The sequence below is a fragment of the Marinactinospora endophytica genome (assembly GCF_054780875.1).
In genome coordinates, this window is record NZ_BAAGVM010000010.1 from 227,635 (window position 1) to 246,163 (window position 18,529).

The 18,529-nt window shown below is 66.7% G+C and carries 14 protein-coding genes and 2 tRNA genes; 5 read left to right on the top strand and 11 right to left on the bottom strand.

The genetic code is table 11. The features are described 5' to 3' along the window. Positions 1–148 precede the first annotated feature (148 nt). Complete coding sequence (locus tag ACYVHU_RS19285) at positions 149–673, top strand: DUF6315 family protein (RefSeq protein WP_078763005.1); 525 nt, start codon at positions 149–151, stop codon at positions 671–673. Between the two features lie 6 nt (positions 674–679). On the opposite strand, the gene ACYVHU_RS19290 is transcribed toward ACYVHU_RS19285, so the two are convergent. The 4 genes from ACYVHU_RS19290 to ACYVHU_RS19305 all read right to left on the bottom strand — a co-directional run bounded on the left by ACYVHU_RS19290 (position 680) and on the right by ACYVHU_RS19305 (position 5,495). Then, positions 680–2,734, bottom strand: a complete 2,055-nt coding sequence (locus ACYVHU_RS19290) for an ATP-dependent DNA helicase (protein WP_432939403.1) — start codon at positions 2,732–2,734, stop codon at positions 680–682. Positions 2,735–2,806: 72 nt separating this feature from the next. Further along, on the bottom strand, positions 2,807–3,640 hold the full coding sequence (locus tag ACYVHU_RS19295) for a DUF427 domain-containing protein (RefSeq protein WP_235001087.1): 834 nt from the start codon (positions 3,638–3,640) through the stop codon (positions 2,807–2,809). 250 nt (positions 3,641–3,890) lie between these two features. Beyond that, positions 3,891–3,963: transfer RNA gene (locus ACYVHU_RS19300), tRNA-Ala, on the bottom strand. A gap of 1,055 nt (positions 3,964–5,018) precedes the next feature. Continuing rightward, positions 5,019–5,495, bottom strand: coding sequence for an Lrp/AsnC family transcriptional regulator (locus ACYVHU_RS19305; protein ID WP_200813701.1), 477 nt, complete (start codon positions 5,493–5,495; stop codon positions 5,019–5,021). Positions 5,496–5,606: 111 nt separating this feature from the next. Here ACYVHU_RS19305 and ACYVHU_RS19310 point away from each other — a divergent pair, with 111 nt between their 5' ends. Both ACYVHU_RS19310 and ACYVHU_RS19315 read left to right on the top strand, forming a co-directional pair. Continuing rightward, positions 5,607–6,077 (top strand): DUF2000 domain-containing protein, encoded by a 471-nt coding sequence (locus ACYVHU_RS19310; protein WP_078763008.1) that lies wholly within the window; start codon positions 5,607–5,609, stop codon positions 6,075–6,077. Then, positions 6,074–6,994: a DMT family transporter gene (locus tag ACYVHU_RS19315; RefSeq protein WP_200813702.1), complete on the top strand. Its 921-nt coding sequence runs from the start codon at positions 6,074–6,076 to the stop codon at positions 6,992–6,994. Before ACYVHU_RS19310 ends, ACYVHU_RS19315 begins: the two co-directional genes overlap by 4 nt. Positions 6,995–7,346: 352 nt before the next feature. Here ACYVHU_RS19315 and ACYVHU_RS19320 read toward each other — a convergent pair whose 3' ends face one another. Together ACYVHU_RS19320 and ACYVHU_RS19325 are read right to left on the bottom strand one after the other, a co-directional pair. Beyond that, entirely contained in the window at positions 7,347–7,856 is a 510-nt protein-coding gene (locus tag ACYVHU_RS19320) for a GNAT family N-acetyltransferase (protein WP_200813703.1), read from the bottom strand. 222 nt (positions 7,857–8,078) lie between these two features. Then, positions 8,079–8,151 (bottom strand) — tRNA-Ala (locus ACYVHU_RS19325). A gap of 1,063 nt (positions 8,152–9,214) precedes the next feature. Between ACYVHU_RS19325 and ACYVHU_RS19330 the strand changes: the two genes are divergently transcribed. Further along, on the top strand, positions 9,215–9,412 hold the full coding sequence (locus ACYVHU_RS19330) for a hypothetical protein (RefSeq protein WP_498949164.1): 198 nt from the start codon (positions 9,215–9,217) through the stop codon (positions 9,410–9,412). Between the two features lie 208 nt (positions 9,413–9,620). Here the strand turns inward: ACYVHU_RS19330 and ACYVHU_RS19335 are convergent, their stop codons facing one another. From ACYVHU_RS19335 to ACYVHU_RS19355, 5 genes are all read right to left on the bottom strand, one after another. Continuing rightward, the gene (locus ACYVHU_RS19335) at positions 9,621–12,392 is read right to left on the bottom strand and encodes an ATP-dependent DNA helicase (protein ID WP_498949166.1); all 2,772 of its coding nucleotides are present in this window, start codon (positions 12,390–12,392) and stop codon (positions 9,621–9,623) included. 79 nt (positions 12,393–12,471) lie between these two features. After that, a complete protein-coding gene (locus tag ACYVHU_RS19340) occupies positions 12,472–13,878 on the bottom strand; it encodes an RNA-binding domain-containing protein (RefSeq protein ID WP_498949168.1) in 1,407 nt (468 codons plus the stop codon). After that, positions 13,878–17,012, bottom strand: a complete 3,135-nt coding sequence (locus ACYVHU_RS19345; RefSeq protein ID WP_498949170.1) for a type I restriction endonuclease subunit R — start codon at positions 17,010–17,012, stop codon at positions 13,878–13,880. Before ACYVHU_RS19345 ends, ACYVHU_RS19340 begins: the two co-directional genes overlap by 1 nt. Next, positions 17,009–17,206: a TIGR02391 family protein gene (locus ACYVHU_RS19350; protein ID WP_498949171.1), complete on the bottom strand. Its 198-nt coding sequence runs from the start codon at positions 17,204–17,206 to the stop codon at positions 17,009–17,011. The genes ACYVHU_RS19345 and ACYVHU_RS19350 overlap by 4 nt, the downstream gene beginning before the upstream one ends. After that, positions 17,127–17,750, bottom strand: coding sequence for a TIGR02391 family protein (locus ACYVHU_RS19355; RefSeq protein ID WP_498949173.1), 624 nt, complete (start codon positions 17,748–17,750; stop codon positions 17,127–17,129). The genes ACYVHU_RS19350 and ACYVHU_RS19355 overlap by 80 nt, the downstream gene beginning before the upstream one ends. Positions 17,751–17,949: 199 nt before the next feature. On the opposite strand from ACYVHU_RS19355, the gene ACYVHU_RS19360 reads away from it, so the two are divergent. Further along, positions 17,950–18,351 carry a VldE C-terminal domain-containing protein gene (locus ACYVHU_RS19360; RefSeq protein WP_498949175.1) on the top strand — a complete coding sequence of 134 codons (402 nt, stop codon included), beginning with the start codon at positions 17,950–17,952 and terminating at the stop codon, positions 18,349–18,351. Positions 18,352–18,529 lie beyond the last annotated feature (178 nt).

Below are 18,529 nucleotides of genomic sequence, written 5' to 3' on the forward strand. Positions count from 1 at the left end.
TCCGGAACGACGTCACACCGATGGGCGATTCCCTCCGACCTGACCTTTTTGGGCATTGATGGCGACAGTTTGTAGGAACTCCTTCACCGAACCGGTTCCCTAACGAGGGGTTCCCATCGCATACTCGCCTGGGAGGGGGGACTGAAGGATGGAACAGAATCTCACCGCTCTGTGCTGTGAGTGCGGCGCGATCCGCACGGTCAGCACCTACCGCGGTATCGGAGAAGCCCAATCGGCCTACGGCCTGGCCCGCTGCGTGGTGTGGCGGATGTGCCGCGTCTGCGGCCACCGGACCTACCACGCCTACCTACGCGCCGACGAGGAACGCGACGAACTCGAAGAGGCGCTCGACCTCGACGACGCGCTGGCCGCCGAAGCCCTCGACGAGGAGATCGAGCAGCTACGGCTGTGCGGCATCGACATCGGGCACGCCCCCGTACCCGCCATCTGGGACGGACAGCCCGTGGGCATGGTCACCCAGCGCCTGACCGACCACGCCTACGCGATCGTCCTCGACCCCAACGCCTCGGTCGTGGCCCGCCTGAAGCTGATCGACCTGATGTGGAACGAGCTGTCCATCGGCGACCACGACGACCGCTGGTACATCCACCCCGCCGACGACGAATCCCCCGGCTACGCCGTCCGCCTCTTCGGCTACCGGGTACGCCGCTAGACCTCCCTAGACCTCGCTGGGCACCCGGGCCGCCTCGTCGAGCCGACGCAGCGCCGCCCGCGCCACCCCCGGATCCGTGGTCCCCCAGTAGGGCGGAAGAGAGGCCCGCAGGAAACCCCCGTAGCGCGCGGTGGCCAGCCGCGGATCGAGAACCGCCACCACGCCCCGGTCACCCGTCGCGCGCAGCAGCCTGCCGGTCCCCTGGGCGAGCAGCAGCGCGGCGTGCGTCGCCGCCACCGCCATGAACCCGTTGCCCCCATGGGCTCCCACGGCGCGCTGCCGCGCCGAGGCGAGCGGGTCGTCGGGGCGCGGGAACGGGATGCGGTCGACGATGACCAACTGCAACGAGGGGCCGGGAACGTCCACGCCCTGCCACAACGACAACGTGCCGAACAGGCAGGTGCGCTCATCGGCGCTGAAGCGTTCGACCAGTTGCCCGGTGGAGTCCTCGCCCTGGCACAGGATGGGGTGGTCCAGCCGCTCCCGCAGCTCCTCGGCGGCCTGGGCGGCCGCCCGCATCGACGAGAACAGTCCCAGTGCGCGTCCCCCCGCCGCCTCGATGAGCTCGGCGATCTCGTCCACGTAACGGGGGTCCAGCCCGTCTCGGCCCGGGGGCGGCAGGTGCGCGGCGACGTAGAGGATGCCGCTGCGCGCGTGCTCGAAGGGGGAGCCCACGTCCAGGGCCCGCCAACGGGGTTCGCCCTCGGCGGAGTCGGACTCGCCGGGTTCGGCCTTCGGACGCTCGCCGCGCGGTGCGGACGCGGGTTCGCCCGTGATCTCACGGCCCAGTCCCCACTGGGCGGCGAACCCGGTGAAGGACCCCCCGAGCGTGAGCGTGGCCGAGGTGAGCACGGTGGTGCGGTCGCCGAAGAGCTTCTCGCGCAGTAGCCCGCCGACGGTCAACGGAGCGACGTGCAGGGCGGGCGGCCGGTTGGCCCCCTTGGCCAGCCACACGACGTCCCGCCGGTCGCGCAGCGGCGGTTCAAAGGACTCGAGAATGCGGACCGCGGTGTCGTGCACCTCGTTCAGCGCCGCGAGCGCGAGCCTGCGGGCCGTGGCCGCCTGGGGATCCTCCTTGTTCTCCGGGCCGATGTCGCTGATACAGGCGTGCGCGGCGTCGCGGACGCCGGCCACGGCGGTGGCGAGGGAATCGGGGATGTGGTCGATGCGCCCGTCCTCGGCATCGGCGAAGAGGAGCGCCAGGCCGTCCGCGGTCTCGCCCAGGCGCTCGGTCAGCTCGACGTCGCACAGGCGTGCGGCGCGCTTGGCCGCGGTGGTGACGGCGCGCTCGCTCAGCGACCCGCTGGCCACCGAGGTGACGCGGTCGACGAGCTCGTGGGCCTCGTCCACCACGAGGACCCGGTGTTCGGGCAGGATGTGGTAGCCCTGGGTGGCGTCGATGGCCAGCAGCGCGTGGTTGGTCACGACGATGTCGGCGCCACCGGCCTCGGCGCGGGCCTGCTCGGCGAAGCACTCCTGTCCGAAGGGACAGGCCGCCGCCCCCACGCACTCGTTGCCGGCGACCGACACCTGCCGCCAGGCGAGGTCGGAGACCCCCGGCACCAGTTCGTCGCGGTCGCCGGTGAGGGTGTCCTCGGCCCACTCGTGCAGACGCTGGACCTGACGGCCCAGTGAGGACAGGGCCCGCGGGTCGAACAGGCCGGCCTCCTCGGGCTCGGCGTCGGCGGCGCTGGCCAGTCGGTTACGGCACAGGTAGTTGCGCCGCCCCTTGAGAATGGCGAAGGTGGGCTCGCGCTTGAGCAGCGGCGCCAGCGCGGTGGCCAGGCGCGGAAGGTCGCGTTCGACGAGCTGGCGCTGTAGGGCGAGGGTGGCGGTGGAGACGATGACGGTGGTGTCCTCGGCCATGGCGTGCCGGATCGCCGGCACCAGGTAGGCCAGCGACTTGCCGGTCCCGGTGCCGGCCTGGACGACCAGGTGCTCCTCGGCGGCCACGGCGGCGGCGACCGCCCGTGCCATGGTCACCTGGCCCTCGCGGCGCGCGCCGCCGAGTGCGCGCACGGCGGCGTCCAGGAGTTCGTCGACGTCGGGGAGTTCAGCCACGCAAGTGACAGTACCGCCCGATGAGGACGGGCGCGGCCGTTCCCACAGGGCCGGCCGCGCCCGCCGGACCGGTCAGTGCTGGTTCTCCAGGTCGATCGACAACGCCTCGTGGTCGAAGCTGTAGTACCCCTTGACGTCCTGGCCGTCCTTGAGCGGGTGCGGGAACGACCAGGCCACGTCCGCGACCTCGCGTTCCCCGATCCGCGCGGACCAGTAGACCGCCTCCCCCTTGTAGGGGCAGTGGCGCCGGGTACGGCTGGGGACCAGCAGGTCCGTGCGGACCGCCTCGGGGGGCAGGTAGTAGCGGTTGGCGAGTCCGGTCTCGGAGAGGACCTTGGGATGTCCGGACACCGCGAGGACCTCGTCGCCGAGCATGACGCGGACCAGCCTGCTGGACTGGCGCGCGTCCACCCGGTGGAACGGGTCGCGCAGGTGGCCGTGGACCTTCTCCTCCTCGTCGTACCAGGCGTCGGCCGCCTCCCAGTACAACGCGGCGAGGCCGCGCAGCCACGCCGCCTCGGCCTTGGGCTCGGGATAGGCCCACAGGGCGTTCTCGGCCGTTCGGTCGCCGACCGTCACCGACCAGTAGGCCGCGTCCCCCTTGTAGGGGCAGTGCGTCGTGTGGTCGGTCGCGGTGAGCAGGGCCGGCGTGACGTCCTCCATGGGGACGTAGAGCACCGGGAGCAGGCCGGTCTCGTGGAGCAGATGGCCGTGGTCGCTGTCGAGCACGATGGTCCCGGCCAGCTCGGCCCGGACCCGGCGTGGGAACGGATGCAGGTACAGGGCGTGCCGGGGTCCGTCGACGGAGTAGTTCACCGTTGTGGGCGCGTCGGCGGCCAGCGGCCCTCCCCCCAGGGTCAGCGACATGGTGTCCCCCTTGTTGTCGATGCCGCGTCCGAAGTTCATGCCCGCGCGGGGACGGTGGCAGTCATCGCGCGGGGCGGTCCCGTCCGGACCGGACCACCGTCGGGAGAGGAGGGCGCCCGTCGCTTCGCGTCCCCGGCCCCAAGGGGCCGTGCCCACGACGGTCCGGACGGTGCGGACCGCGAGGGTCCCGCATGTCGTCCCCGGGGCCGGCTCCGCGCGGGCCGGACACGGCGTCCGCGAAACGACGAGGGTCCCGTGTCCTGATCGGACACGGGACCCCGAGATCGAGTGGAGCTATGGGGATTCGAACCCCAGACCTCCTCCATGCCATGGAGGCGCGCTACCAACTGCGCCATAGCCCCGAGTGAACTCCGCCAGTATACCCGACCCCGAAGGAGTCGATCCCGGCGGGAACGGCCCCGTCCCCGCGCCGCCATGGGACCCGTGACGTCGCCGCCGCGGGGGTCGGACCGTTCCGCCGGACGTGGACCCTGCGGGGCACGTCGAGTCCCGTTCCCCCTCGCGCGCGGGCTCGGCGCGCCGCTCCGCTTGGGGCACCGTGCCCGTCACACGAGGGCCTGTGCCCGACAGCAGAGGATGATCGGCGAGAGGGCACCCGTCTCGATCGGCGCATCGCGGACGCTGGAGCGGCCCCGGCCCGGGGCAGAGCCGTGAAACGACGGGCCGCCCCGACACCTCGGACGGCTCCCGGCCCTCGGCCACCTACGCAGATCCGGCCGAACGCTCCGCTCCCAGCGAGGCGCAGTCCTCCCCCGTCCCGGACCACGGGCTGCGGCCCAGCGAGACGGGACCGCCCGGGGGTGGGACGCGCGGCGCCGCCCCGCCAGGAGACGGCCGCTCACCACCGTGCTCCGTCCCGCCGGCCTCCTCCACCGAGCCGGATCGCGATGCCCCGCGCCCCGGCGATCGCCGCCCCCCGGAGCGGCATGAGCGGCCCGGCGGGACGCCGCCACCGCCGGCCCCGGCGCGGACAATGGCGGGTCATGCCGTCCGCGCCGGCTCCGCCCACCATGTCCCTGTGGGCGTCGCGGCGGCCACGGTGATGGTCCACTGGCCCCCTGCCCCGCCCTCCCGGCCACGGGGTTACGACGGCCGTTCTCACCGCCGTGCGCACCGAAGCGATCGGACCGGGCCGCACGTGAGATCCGCGGGAAGAAGGCCGGGCACGTCCCCGACCGGGCACGGCGCGCGGAGATCGGCCGGATCGAGGAGGCCGCGCGGACCACCGGTCACCGGGACCTCCTCGGCGGGAAGCCGCTCCCCGCCGGCCACGGCACCACGCGGTACATGGGCCTCGTCGCGACCTCCACCCCGTTGTCGGGGAGCGCGCGGCCGGAATCGCGGCGATCGAACAGGCCGTGGCGTTCACCGCGCCGTCGTATCCGACCGGTCGGGGCTAGCGGCGCTGGGCCGATACGGGCAGGACGGTGGTCGAGCGGATGTGCTCGTAGACGACCGAGGTCCGCACGTCGGCGACCTCGGGTTTCGCGGTGAGACGGTCGATCACGAAGGCGTAGAGGTGGTCGTTGTCGGGCACCGCCACGTGGATGAGGAAGTCCTCGGTGCCGCTGGTCACGAACAGGCCCAACACCTCGGGAAGACCGGCCGCCCACTCCCGGAAGCCTTCGATGTTGGCGCGGGTCGGCGGCCGCACCCGCACCGCGACGAGGGCCTGGACCGGCCTGCCGATCTTGGCGAGGTCGACTTCCAATGTGGCCCCCGTGATCACGCCGCGGTCCCGCAGGGAACGGGTCCGGTCCAGGGAGGTGGTCGGGGCGACACCGACCGCGGCGGCGACGTCCCGGTTGGTCCGCCGTGCGTCACGCTGCAGTTCCCGCAGGATCGCCGTATCAAGTTCATCCAAAGACGCCATACCTCCACCCTAGCCAAATTAAATACGGGATAGATGCGACAACATCGACATTCACGTAGTCTCTAGCCCGCTCACCTCGTTAGACATACGACATTTAGGGGCGATCGCAGGATGAGTGACCAGCCGGTGGGGTTCGAGGCCGAGGAGATTCGGACGGGTGAGGAGACCCGCAACGCGAGATTGAAGTGGGTCATCGTGGTCGACGCCGCCCTGCCCGCGGGGCGCGCGGTCAACGCCGGCTCGTGTGTCGCCTCGGCCACGGCCGTCAACGTGGCCGGGCTGCTCGCCCATGAGGGCGTCGACGCCGACGGTTCCACTCATCCGGGGCTTCCCTGGGCGGGCTGCACGATCCTCGGCGCCGACGTGGTGAAGCTGCGCCAGATCCGGGACAAGGCCGACCGGCGCGAGGACGTGTTCGTCGCGGACATGCCGATCGCGGCGCAGGAGACACGGGTCTACGACGAATACGTGGACACGCTGGCCACGTTGCCGGGCGGTGAGATCGCCTATGCCGCGGTGAGCCTGGTCGGGCCGCGCAAGGCCGTGGACCGGATCGTCGGCGGACTGAAGCTCCTGCCGTGACCGCCACCGCGACGATCAAGGCGACCGCCGACTCCCGTCGTCGCGTCACGGGCGCGGCCGCCGTGCTCGGCGCGGCGGCCCTGTGGGGCACGGTCGGTCCCGCCCAGGTCCTCGCCTCCTCCGCCGCGGACCCCGGCGCGTTGGGAGTGGCACGGTTGCTCCTCGGCGGGTTCGCGCTCGCGGCGCTGTGCGCCGGGGGCGCGGTGTGGCGACTCGTCGTGCGCCGGGAGGTGTTCGGCTGGATCCTGCTGGCGGCCGCGGCGACCGGGGTGTATCAGGTCACGTTCATGCACGCCGTCGACCGGCTCGGAGCCGCACTGGGAACGACGGTCGCGCTCGGCGTCGCGCCCGTCGCCACGGGCCTGTGCGCACGCTGGTGGACCCGCGAACGCCTCACGCCGGGATGGGTCGCCGGCACTGTGGCCGCGGTGCTCGGGTGCGCGGTGCTCCTCTCCCCCTGGCAGTCGCCTGCCGATGGTCTCGGCGTCGGCGTCGCCCTGCTCTCGGGAACCTGTTACGGCGTGTACACGGTCGCGGCCAAGCGCTTCCTTCAGGCCGGCGCCCCCGCACTACCGGCGACCACGCTCACCCTGCTCCTCGCCGGGCTCGCCCTCTCGCCGATCCTCGTGCTGCGTCCCGGGCATCTGACCGATGTGAACTCCCTGTCGCTGATCGCCTGGACCTCTGTGGCGGGAACCGCCGTCGCCTACGCGGCCTTCGTCTACGGTCTGGACCGTACGAGCGCGCCGACCGCTGGAACACTCAGCCTCGCAGAGCCGCTGCTCGCCGCCGCGCTCGGCATTCTCGTACTCGGCGAGCAGCTCACCCTCCCGGTCCTCCTGGGCTGCCTCGTCCTCATCAGCGGCCTGGTCACCGTGACCGTCATGGACTCGCGTCTTCGGTCCCGTTCCCGATGAGTCCGCCGGCTCGACACGTCGCCCCGGCCCCGTGACGGCTTCGGTCCGGCCTGGCTCCCCTCCCGCGACGCGGGGAGAGTACGGGTGGGCCGCCACGCGTGGTGTGGAGACGACCACGCCCGCCCGCGACGGCCCCGTCCCACCACCGGGGAGACCTCCGCCGCGTCTCGGAAGCCCGCTCACGTTCACGAGCGCGATGTCCGGATCCGACGGCGGGGAAGCCATTCGAACGAGTCGGTACCGTTCCCCGACGCCTCGGGGTCGACGTCACGCCGCGTGGGCGGGCCGACCGCCACGCGCCTGTGGTCGTCCCGCGGGCCTTCGCGCTCTTGCCGTACGCCCGCCGGACCGGCTAGTCCCGGTCGGGGCCGTCCGAAACCGCCGTCAGGTCCTTGAAGTAGCGCGCCACCGGCCAACGTCGGAATCCCGCCGCCTCGTAGGTGGCGCGTGAAGCCGCGTGGCCGGGATCGTCTCCGGTCTCCACCATGATCATGCTCATTCCCGCTTCACGGACGACGGTGAAGGCGTGCTCCATGAGCGCCGTCGCGATACCACGGCGCTGGTACGCGGGATCAACGGCGAGGACGTAGATCTCGCCCATGTCGTCGTCGGGATGGATACGCACGCAGACCCAGCCCACGGGGACTCCGTCGACGAACGCCACGTACACGCTGTCGGGCTGGTCGTCGAGGATCTCACCGAGGTCCTCGATCTGCCTGGCCTCCCAGCCTCGGGGATAGAACGCGGCGAAGACGAACGGGGGAACGGCCGCGGCGAGTTCGGTGAAGACAGGGCGCCAGGCACGGATCGACAGCTGCAGGAGCGCGTCCCGGAGTGCGGCTTCGTACGGGCCGATCTCCACTCGTGGTCTCCTCCGGCGGCGGCACGGACTGTCCGGGTGATTATCCCACGTGTGCTGATGTCGCCGAGAGCGATGGCCCGTCGGAGCGGAGGCCGGCCGGGAGCCGGGCTCCCGCTGCGTGGCCGCTCGCACGGGGCGTCGCCGCTCACCTCCGCGACCCGCGCCCGGACACGAGACCGCCCCGTCGTCGGACGGGGCGGATCGCGATCTTCTCGAACAACGTGGAGCTATGGGGATTCGAACCCCAGACCTCCTCCATGCCATGGAGGCGCGCTACCAACTGCGCCATAGCCCCAAGGTGCACGTACAACGGTACCGGATCACCGACACTGCTCCGTACCGCCCCGGCGGCCACCCGCTTCCGGAGGAAAGCGAACCGCCGCACACCGGAAGACCCACGGACACGAAACGGCGAGGCCCGGATCCGAAAACGGACCCGGGCCTCGCCGAGGGTGGACCTAGCGGGAGGCTTGTCGAAACTTGCCCCAGCGCTGGCGCGGATGGTCGCGAGCCACGGGGCTATTCGGAGGCGTGCGTGTCCACCAGGCGCACCGAGGCGGAGCCTTCTTCAGCTGTCTCGACCGGATGAGGCTGCCCTTCAGGAGGCGGAAACTTCGTACCTGTCGGGGCGGTCGTTGAAGGCGGTCGCGAAGGAAGTTGGGATCGGGCATGAGCGGTTGTCACGCCTCCTCCGCGAGCGCGGACTCAGGCTACGGAACCAGTCCCCTACTCGGGAAGAGACTGCTCAGATGAAGACACGCTACAACGAAGACATGTCACTTGAACGCATCGGCGCAGTACTGGGCTACTCGCCTGGCACTGTCAGGGCCCATCTGCTCGCGGCCCGGGTCGTCATGCGCGACTCGCACGGGCGCTAGGCCTGCACAATCAGGCCGATCCGTCATCGTCGGACCTGCCTTCCATTTCGTCGAACAGTACATCGTGAACGAGAAGGCGGGCCTCGGCGCTGAGCGTCCGATCCGAGTGTCGGTCTTCCGCTTACTCGCCGACGTCGATAGCCACGCCGGAGAGATCGTTCCATCCTTGGTGGGCCTCACCGCAGCTGGCTGGAGCGCCGTCACGGTGCGACCAGCCTCAACATCAGGATCCCTGAACGACTGCCCGAGCGGCGCCCGCTCCACAACACTCAGCATCTCGGGCTGCTGCGAAACTACTGCCAACAAGGGCGGAGAACCGCGGAACTGGCTGATCTCCTGGCCACGGCACGCGAGTCGACACGAGAGATCAACGACCGCCCGCTCTCGCGGCAGAACACGCTCCATCGCTCGGTCGTCAAGCTCCTCATCGAGGACTACGAAGCCGGCTCCTCCACGTACGAGCTTGCCGAGCGGTACAACGTGCGCCGCAACACCGTCCGCGACACGCTCCGCCGCGCCGGATTCGACCTCACCGTCAAGGCAAAGCGTGCAGCCCTCAGCGAGGAGCAGAAGACCGAGGCAAGGCGTCTGTTCGAGGGCGGGACGACCCGGCGCGAGCTGATGCATATGTACGGAGTGAGCGAGTCAACGATCAGGCGGGCGCTGCGCCTTCGGTGATGAACAGCACCTACTCCTCGTCGGAAGGCTCAGCGGTCGCGAAGCCCTCCTTCGCCATAATGCGGCCCCCGCGATGGTGTCGATGTCCTCCGGTCGCATCCCAAGTGCCCGGCACTTCGGTCGCACCTGCTCACCAGTGATCGACACCCAGCGGGCAGGTAGAGCGCGGGGAAGCGGGAGTTCCAACAGGGTGACCCGCTCAAGGCAGTTACGGTCTTTGACGCGCCTTCTGTCGCCTGGGCACCTTGGCGACGGGAACCACTCCACGACGCTGCCGAAGCAGGTTCTCGTCCTTCTTGTTCTCGCGAACTTCCAGTCGGCTAAGGATCCGATTCTGAGTATCCGGCGTCCAGTAGACCTCGAGGTGCTTCCGAGCCCGCGTAATCGCTGTGTAGAAGATGCTGTGCGAGATGTTCTCTTCATTGGCTTCCGTGATGACGACCTTCACCGAGTCGAACTCGAGACCCTGCGCCTTGTGGATCGAGACCGCGTAGGCAATCTGGAATGGCACGATGGTCGTCGTCGAGTCATCGTCCTCGTCCGTGTCTGGGCGCTCGATGACGTCGAACTGAACCACGGAGCCTCCGACGACGCGGAGGTTCGAGAGCATCGCCTCCATCGCTGTCACGTCGCGCCCGAGCCCGAGGTCGACGTCGAAGGTGATCTTCCCGGGCACCTGGCTGATCCCGACAATATTGCCCTTCATGTTGTTGAAGATCAGCGGACGGAAGCGATCCGTCTCATTGAAGAGCACCGGATCGCCAACCTTGTAGACAGCTTCACCCCAGACGTAGGCCGGGTTCGCGTTGCTTGCCTGAAGGAAGCGGTTGACGTTATTGATCCCGTACAAGCCGTCGTAGTTGAGGCAGAGCACGATCTCGTCGGCACCGTGCCGCGTGAAGAGCGACTCCCCCAGTTCCTTGGAGTACTCATTCTTCGACAGCGATTCTTCGATCCGGTCGTCAAGGTCGCGCACGCGATCCCAGAGGGTCAGGAGTGCCTCGTCGGTCGTGCGGAACGGGTGTGTCAGTTCGTGTACTGACTCTGGCGGGATGTACGAGCGAATTGTGCCAAACCAGTTCCCGAACTCGATGGACTCGATCTGGTAGACATCACCGACCAGCACCAGCAGATCGAAGTCGGTGTTGGCGAGCACCTCGAGGAACGCAGCGTTGCTGACTGTACTGCATTCATCGATGACTACGACATCGAAATGACCCGAGGTGTCCCAATCGCCCCGCACATGCTTCGAGATCGTGCTGAAGTGTGCGTTGGGTGCGTCGACGCGGCGCTTCAGGTTGTCGACGGCCGGATTGGTGTGTGCCAAGAAGAGCTTCCGCTCACTCTCGAAGTAGTTCGCGATGTGGTTGACCATCGTGGACTTGCCCGTGCCGGCTGCGCCATAGATGAGGGCGACCTTCGAGTGGGCGAAGAGCTTCCGCAGGGCATCAGCCTTGATCTCATCGTCAACCTTCTGCGGATCGCCGTCCGGAAGCTTTGCGTTCTCGTCGAGCCATGCGGCGACGTCGTCCGCATAGTCATCGATGCCACTCGAGGCGAACTTCTGGAGCTGCTCGATGATCTCTACCGTCCCGTCCTCGTACCCGGCGATGAATACGTGGCCGTTGGCGCGCTGGAGTTTGCGTGGGGCGTGCCGCGGCGTCGGCGGAAGAGCGGCGTTATAGCGCCTGATCAGGTCGTCGATGTCCCCGAGGTCTTCAAGGTCGCCTTCGGGTGTGTAGATCACGCCGTGCTGCTCGACGTTGACGCGTACCCGTCGCGCAAGTAGCTCGTGCTTCCTGGTCGAGGAATCGATGCTCGCCGCAAGGTCAGCAAACCTCGGGTTGTGCTTCCGGGGCGACGTACAGAACGGCATGGTGTCGAACGGCCGGCACCCACTCGAGACATTCAGCGAGGAGAGCCACCCGCACTGATCAACGTCGTACTGCGCCTTCAGGATTTGGTTGTTCATCCGGAGCATCAGGTAGCGCAGGAGTCGAGTGCCTGGACGGTTCCGCTGGATGATTGCCCTCGCCGCGTCCAGTGCAGGGAAGATTAGCGGCGTCCGCTGGGCGTTCGCGAGGGCCCAGGTCTTCACCTGGTTGTACACCGCGTCTGAAGAGTCGATGAGGTCGAGCAGACTGTGACGTGTCAGCGTTAGGTACTGCATCAGGTTGCGGTACTCGACGTGACCTGACTGCACCTTGGTCTGCTGGCCGAGGAGTCGAGCGAAGTTGTCGAACTCGCACGGACGGATCGACACCGACCAGTCGCGCACGATGATGATTGGCATCGTCTGACCGAGTACGTCGATCGAGTCGTTCGCAAGCTCGAGTTGCGCAGCGTAGTAGTCGCTCACATCAATGTCGGTGAAGCCGATGATCCGATCGAACTTGCTCGTCCGGTTGTGGGCGAGGCTGAAGGTGACCTCGTAGTAGATTCGGCCGCCAATGAAGAACGGTCGAGAGCTGTTGATGTAGTAGCGCTCGGTCTTGCCGGTCAGCAGGTCGTGTCGTGAAGCCTCGATCCGCCCAGCGATCTTCTCGTAGTACGCGCGGAGTGCCGGATCCTCGTGAAGCGGGAACTGCTCGAGATTCCGGAGGATGTCCAGGCTAAGGTGCTGCTTCGCGAGATCGCGCGTGCGTAGCAGGTACTCGTAGTACTTGAGCATCAGGCGCTCAGAGGGATCCCGATCGAGGGTGTAGTGCGAGACGCTGATCTGGAGCAGGCTGTGGAAGCGCGTCAGCAGTCGATAACGGGCATCGCCGTTCACTGCGTCCCGGGCAGCATCAAACTGCGTCTGGTAGTTGTACGTCACCGTCCGATCTGGAACGTGCGCATAGACGACCAAGCCCTCGACGAGATGGCGCAGGTATTGCAGCAGGTTCTGTGACAAGAATCCGCGGTCGGTCATGATTACCGAGATGTTCTGGTCGATCGCGTTGCTCGAGTCCAGAACCTGCTGCTCTACCGTGGCCATACTGAACGACCTTCCGATAGGAAGTGCGTCGCTGACGTACTGAGCGATCGCTGTCGCTTCCAGCGAGCGGAGCGTGGCCTCACTCGACAGCCTCCTCCAGAGCCAAGATCTGACGTGCAACAGCCGTCAAGTCGCGATTCCCCGCCACGGCCACGTCGATCTCTCCCGTGTAGACATCGTTGTGGTCGCGAGCGGTGAGCGCCCAGGTACCGCGAATCGACGTAAGCGAACGATCGGCGACGACCAGCACGATCTCCTCATCTTCGGACTCATATGTTCCGCGCGGCCGTAGCTCGCCCACATCCAAGTTGAGGTCGACCGAGCCGCCGTTCTTGTAGCTAATCGAGGGCGGGACGTACTGCGTCGCGCTCGGCGTGTAGAGGTGGCCCATGCTCGCGTAGTTCGGGATGCCAAGTGAGCGCTGCGTCGGCCCCCACTTGCGCGGCGGATGAGGCAGCTCGAGGTCCGAGAAGTCGTCCGCCCACTCGGGTTTGCTGTAGTCGAAGGCAAAGATGTCCCCTTCGAGGTGAAGGTTCACCTCGACATCGTGGAAGAACGTCGTCGTTCGGTTCGTGATCCTGACAATGGCCGGGCGAAGCTGGCTTGCTGCGATCTTGGGGAGCGCCGCTGTCCATGCTGCACGGAACCTCGACTCCCAACGGTCGATCGACTCGAGGTACTCCTCCTCAGAACGTTGCTCAGGTTCCATCAGGGCACTCTCTACTGGTGACAAGCCATCGAGGGCGGCCCTGTACGCAGATAGTCCAGCGAGACCAGCTCTCAGAGAAGCCGCATCCGTCGATCGCGGTTCAGGCCTCGGCATCGTATCGATGAGACGCGCACGCATCTTGCTCAAGTACTCATCGACGGTGCTTTCCTCGTCAACGGCTACGGAGGCAATCTCACCGAGCACCTCGACTGCGAAGTCAACCTCGACTTGTGCTCCTGCTGAGCCACGCTGAATCAGAAGATCGAGCTCCTCAGAGTTCGCTTCCCGCGTCTCGCCATCAGCGCGTATGTAGATGCGGCCGTCTGTGAGCGAGTCACCACTCGCGCGACAAGGGAAGGGCGCCTGTCCAAGCTTCGGCGGATCCACGATGATCACGAGCACTTGGTTTGTCGATCCCTCTACCGGCACCCACACGATGTCCCAGCGAGGGCCGGCTGCGCCGACGTACCTCTGGATCACCTTCGAGATCTCCATCATCTCGACGGCCGGGATGCCGGTGATAGCACCCTGTGCCACACCGATGATCATGACGCCGTCCCCCTCGAAAGCCGCTGCTGCCACGTCCGGCATACGGTTTGCAGCTCCGAGGATGAACTTAGCGATCTTCTCCTTGTCCTTCTTCGCCGAAAGATCAAGCGTGCTCTTGAGCTCGAGGTAGTGACGCTCCGCCATATCACCTTGCTCTGCGACAGCAGCGACAAGCTCCTGTGCCGCCAGAACGCCTCGCGGCGCGCGAGTGATGTCCAGCTCAGGCATCAGTCGACCTCCCCCTTAGCGAACAGCTCCGCCTGCTCGAGAACCAGTTCAATGGCTTTCGCCTCGGCGTCGGGCGGGTAGTCATAGCGTGCCAGCAGCCGCCGCACCTTGGTGCGCATGGTGGCGCGCACAGAGTCCTTGAGGTTCCAGTCGATGGTGGCGGACTCGCGAACAGCCTTGACGAGCTTCTGCGCGATTTCCTTGAGTACCTCGTCGCCAAGCTCGAGCACGGCCGCATCGTTCTGGACAATGGCGTCGTAGAACGCGACCTCGTCCTCCCGCAGCCCCAACTCGTCATGCCGCTTCTGGTCGTCGCGCATCTGCTTGGCAAGCTTCACCAGCTCCGCGATGATCTCTGCCGTCGTCAGCGACCGGTTCGTGTACCGATTGATCGCCTCGTCGAGCAGCTCGGAGAACTTCCGCGCCTGTACGACGTTGGTGCGATGCACAGTGCGGATCTGGTCGTTGAGCAGGCGCCGTAGCAGCCCCATCTGGAGGTTGGGCTTGTCCTTCTCCGCGAGCGAGTCGAGGAACTCGTCGCTCAGGATCGACAGCTCCGGTGTCTCAACACCAGCCAGCTTGTAGATGTCAACGACCTGGTCGGCAGCGACCGCCTCGTTGAGCAGCTGCCCCAGTGCGGTGTCAATCTCGACAGCGCCGGAGCCACCACGCCCGGAGTCGGGGTTCTGGATCTTCAAGATGGCTGCACGCACGTCGGTGAACAGGCGCACGTCGTTGCGGATCGCAGCCGCCTCGTCGCGTGCCCCGGCCAACGCGAATGCCTTGGCCAGCGCAAGCACCTGGTCGTTGAAGCGCTTCGTGCGGTCAGGGTCGGCCATGACGAAGTCGAGCACCTTGGCGTACTCCGCCAAGCGCTGGGAGGCGGTGAGCGTCGGCGAGGAGCCGTAGTCGACGCCGTGCAGCAGTCCCCGGATGATGTCGTGCTTCTCCAGCATGACGGCGACCATGTCGTCGATCGGTACGCCGGCCTGGTCACGGTCAGAGGGTGAGTACTCCTGGAGCGCCGCCTGGAGGTTGGCGAAGACACCGATGTAGTCGACGATGAGCCCGCCGGGCTTGTCCCGGAAGGTGCGGTTGACGCGGGCGATGGCCTGCATCAGCCCAGCGCCCTGCATGGTCTTGTCGACGTACATCGTGTGCATGCTGGGCGCATCGAAGCCGGTCAGCCACATGTCCCGGACGATCACCAGCTCGAGTTCGTCGTCAGGATTCTTCGCCCGGAGCTTGAGATCCTTGCGGACATCCTTGGAATGGATGTGTGGCTGGAACTCGGCGGGGTCCGCTGCCGAACCGGTCATGACGACCTTGATCTTGCCCTTATCCGGATCATCCGAGTGCCAGTCGGGGCGGAGAGCGACGATCTTCTCGTAGAGGCGCACCGCGATACGGCGGCTCATCGTGACGATCATGCCCTTACCGAACAGCGCCTCGCGCCGCTTCTCCCAGTGCTCGACGATGTCGCGGGCGATCAGGTCGAGCCGCGAGTCGGCGCCGACGATGGCTTCCAGGCGCGACCAGCGAGACTTCGCCGCTGTGACGGCATCCTCTTCGACGGTCTCGGTGATCTCGTCCGCCAGCTCGTCGAGCGCGGCAAGGTCGTCGTCGGACAGATCGATCTTCGCCAGACGCGATTCGTAGAAGATCTTGACGGTCGCGCCGTCCTCGACCGCGCGAGTGAGGTCGTAGACGTCGATGTAGTCACCGAACACCGAGCGCGTGGACTTGTCGTTCGATTCGATCGGTGTACCTGTGAAGCCGAGATAGGTGGCGCCGGGCAGGGCGTCGCGCATGTGCTTCGCCAAGCCTGAGCGCAAGCGTCCGTGACGATCCAGCGTCTCTCCGAAGCCGTACTGGCTTCGATGCGCTTCGTCGGCCACGACGACGACGTTGCGACGATCCGTCAGCACCGGGTTGGCATCGCCATCCTCACCGGGAGCGAACTTCTGCAGCGTCGTGAAGACGATGCCACCCGACGCGCGCTTCAACTTCGTCCGCAGGTCAGTACGTGTCGCGGCCTGCACCGGGGTCTCCGGCAGGATGCGGGCAGGGGCGAACGTCTCCCCGAACAGCTGGTCGTCCAAGTCGTTGCGGTCGGTAATGAACACCAGCGTCGGATTCGCCATCCGAGGATCGCGCATGATCTTCGCGGCAAAGAACACCATCTCGAAGCTCTTGCCCGAGCCCTGGGTATGCCAGACCACACCACCACGACGGTCACCATCCGGACGAGATGCCTGCACGGTCGACTCGACCGCCGCGTTCACCGCCCAGTACTGGTGGTACTTCGCCACACGCTTCACCAGTACCCGCGTCGGCTGCCCAGTGGCCTTGTCGGTGGCGGTCTCGTCGCTGAAGACGATGAAGTTCTGCAACAGATCAAGGAACCGCTTCGGCTCGAATACCCCCTTGATAAGCACCTCAAGGGCAGGGCGGTCGCTGACCACCTCGCGGCCCTCGATGGTCTTCCACGGCGCGTAATGTTCGAACGCGCCTGCGTAGCTGCTCATCGCAGCCGACGTGCCATCCGAGATCACCGTCACCGCGTTCGGGACAAACACCGACGGGATGTCCTGCCGGTATGTCTGCACCTGGTTCCACGCCGACTTCAACATCGCGTGCTCGGCAGCCGGATTCTTCAGCTCCAGCAGCGCCAGCGGCATGCCATTGACCAGCACCAGCACGTCGGGGCGCCGGTTCTTGCTGTTCTCGACGATCGTGAACTGATTGATAGCCACCCAGTCGTTGTTCTCCGGCCGCTCGAAGTCGATCAGCCGAAGCCGCGTCGTGCGCAGCAAACCGTCCGCGTCCCGATGTTCGACGGGCACACTCTCCGTGATGAGCTGGTGAAGCCGGTAGTTCTCATCGATCGAGCTCTGCGACTCAGCGCGCCGCACACGCTTGATCGCCTCATCGACAAGGGCAGGAGAAGTCCCAGGATTGATACGACGGATCGCATCACGCAGCCGTCCCCACAGGAACACTTCCTCGTAGGAGTCCCGCTCCGCGCTCGGCTCACCAGGAGCGATATTCGGCCCATGCAGCGTGCGGTAGCCCAGCTCCGAGAAGTACTCCAGCGCCGCCAGCTCGACGGTGTTCTCGTTGAAAGCACTCACGATGCAATCTCCAACGTCGATCCATCCACCCAGCGCGCCAGCACACTGAGCGCCGCCAAGTACTCCAGCGCTTCTTGCTCGGGCATCTCCTGGTCAGCCTCATGAGCAAGCGGGTTACGGATACCGAGCAAACACACCCTCGGCAAACATGCGAGCCCCACGCTGCACTGACTTGAAGGTCTTACTGCCGTCATCCGGCATACGGTGCAGGCGCGGATTCTTCGCAGCGGCTGGCTGCTCGCTGAACGCCTGGTTGAAGAGATCCGTCTCGCTCACATCACGACGACCGAGCTTGTTCTGCGTCTCCGCATTCAGCTTGCGAATCGCGCCCTCTACGGCCTCGCGGAAGTGCCCCGAGTGCCACAGCGACGAAGCACCGCCCCAGACCCACGGATGCAGGTTCGCAGCCGACAGCTCGGGAGCGTCGTCGCCAAGATTCTTGCGGATCTCCTCCTGACGCTCCAGCTCCGCCTTGGCACGAATAGCCGCCTCGCGATGCCGCGTCCAACGATTGCTCTTACGCAGCTCAATCTCGCTGCGCCAGTTGGGGACAACCCGATCGAGGATCTTCTCGATCACCTGCGCCTGCTTGGTGACCTCGGTGTCCGGCACCGCAGTGCTCGACGCGTGAGTGATGTAAGTGACACCGTTCCGGCTGCCGCTGTTGTTGGTGAGCACGGTCTGCGAAATGAACTTGTCCAGCTCCCCGAGAGCCCACTCAACGTTGAGCCCGGTCATGCCGCAGCTCCTTTAACAGGGACGCGCATGCGACCGGAGAACAAACGCCGAAGCCATCGACCCCGCGGCGTGGCTCAACGACCACGAGGCCGCCGACCTGCCCGCCAGTGACACCCCGAACACGCCAGGCACCGGTGGCTGCAAAGCCGGCACAAGTCCGGGTGACAAGCCCGACGAGGTCAGCGGGGACCCGGATCGGATGGTCGAGGATCCGACCAGTGACGGGCAGATCACCGCCCGCATGCTCCACCTCTACCAGCAAGCCTCCGCCACGTTCCCGGACACCTCCTGGGCCTGCTACTCACCCCGACCCGGCACCCGCAGCGAGCACCCGCTCGGGCGAGCTTGTGACATCACATTCGGCAACCCGATCGGTGGGCGGCCCACACCCGAGCAACTGGAAGCCGGGTGGGCGGTGACGAACTGGATGAAGGACCACGCCGAAACCTTGGGCGTCGAATACCTCATCTGGCAGGGGCAGATCTGGTCTCTGGCCCGCGCCGACGAAGGCTGGCGGCCCTACAACGGCGGCGACATGCACGACCCCTCCGATGTCACAGGGGGCCACTACGACCACCTCCACGTCACCGTGCTGGGGTGATCCAAAGGCCCTTGCGGCCAAGTGGAGTGTCGCAACGGGCTCCTATCTACTTGTTTCGTGCCGGGTTCTTTAGAGGCTCGGAACCAACGCTTCGTCCTGCTCTGACACCGATACCTGCTGGTAGAAGTCGTCCTCGAACTCCGCTGGCGGGACCAGCCCGATCTCGCCGTGCAGGCGG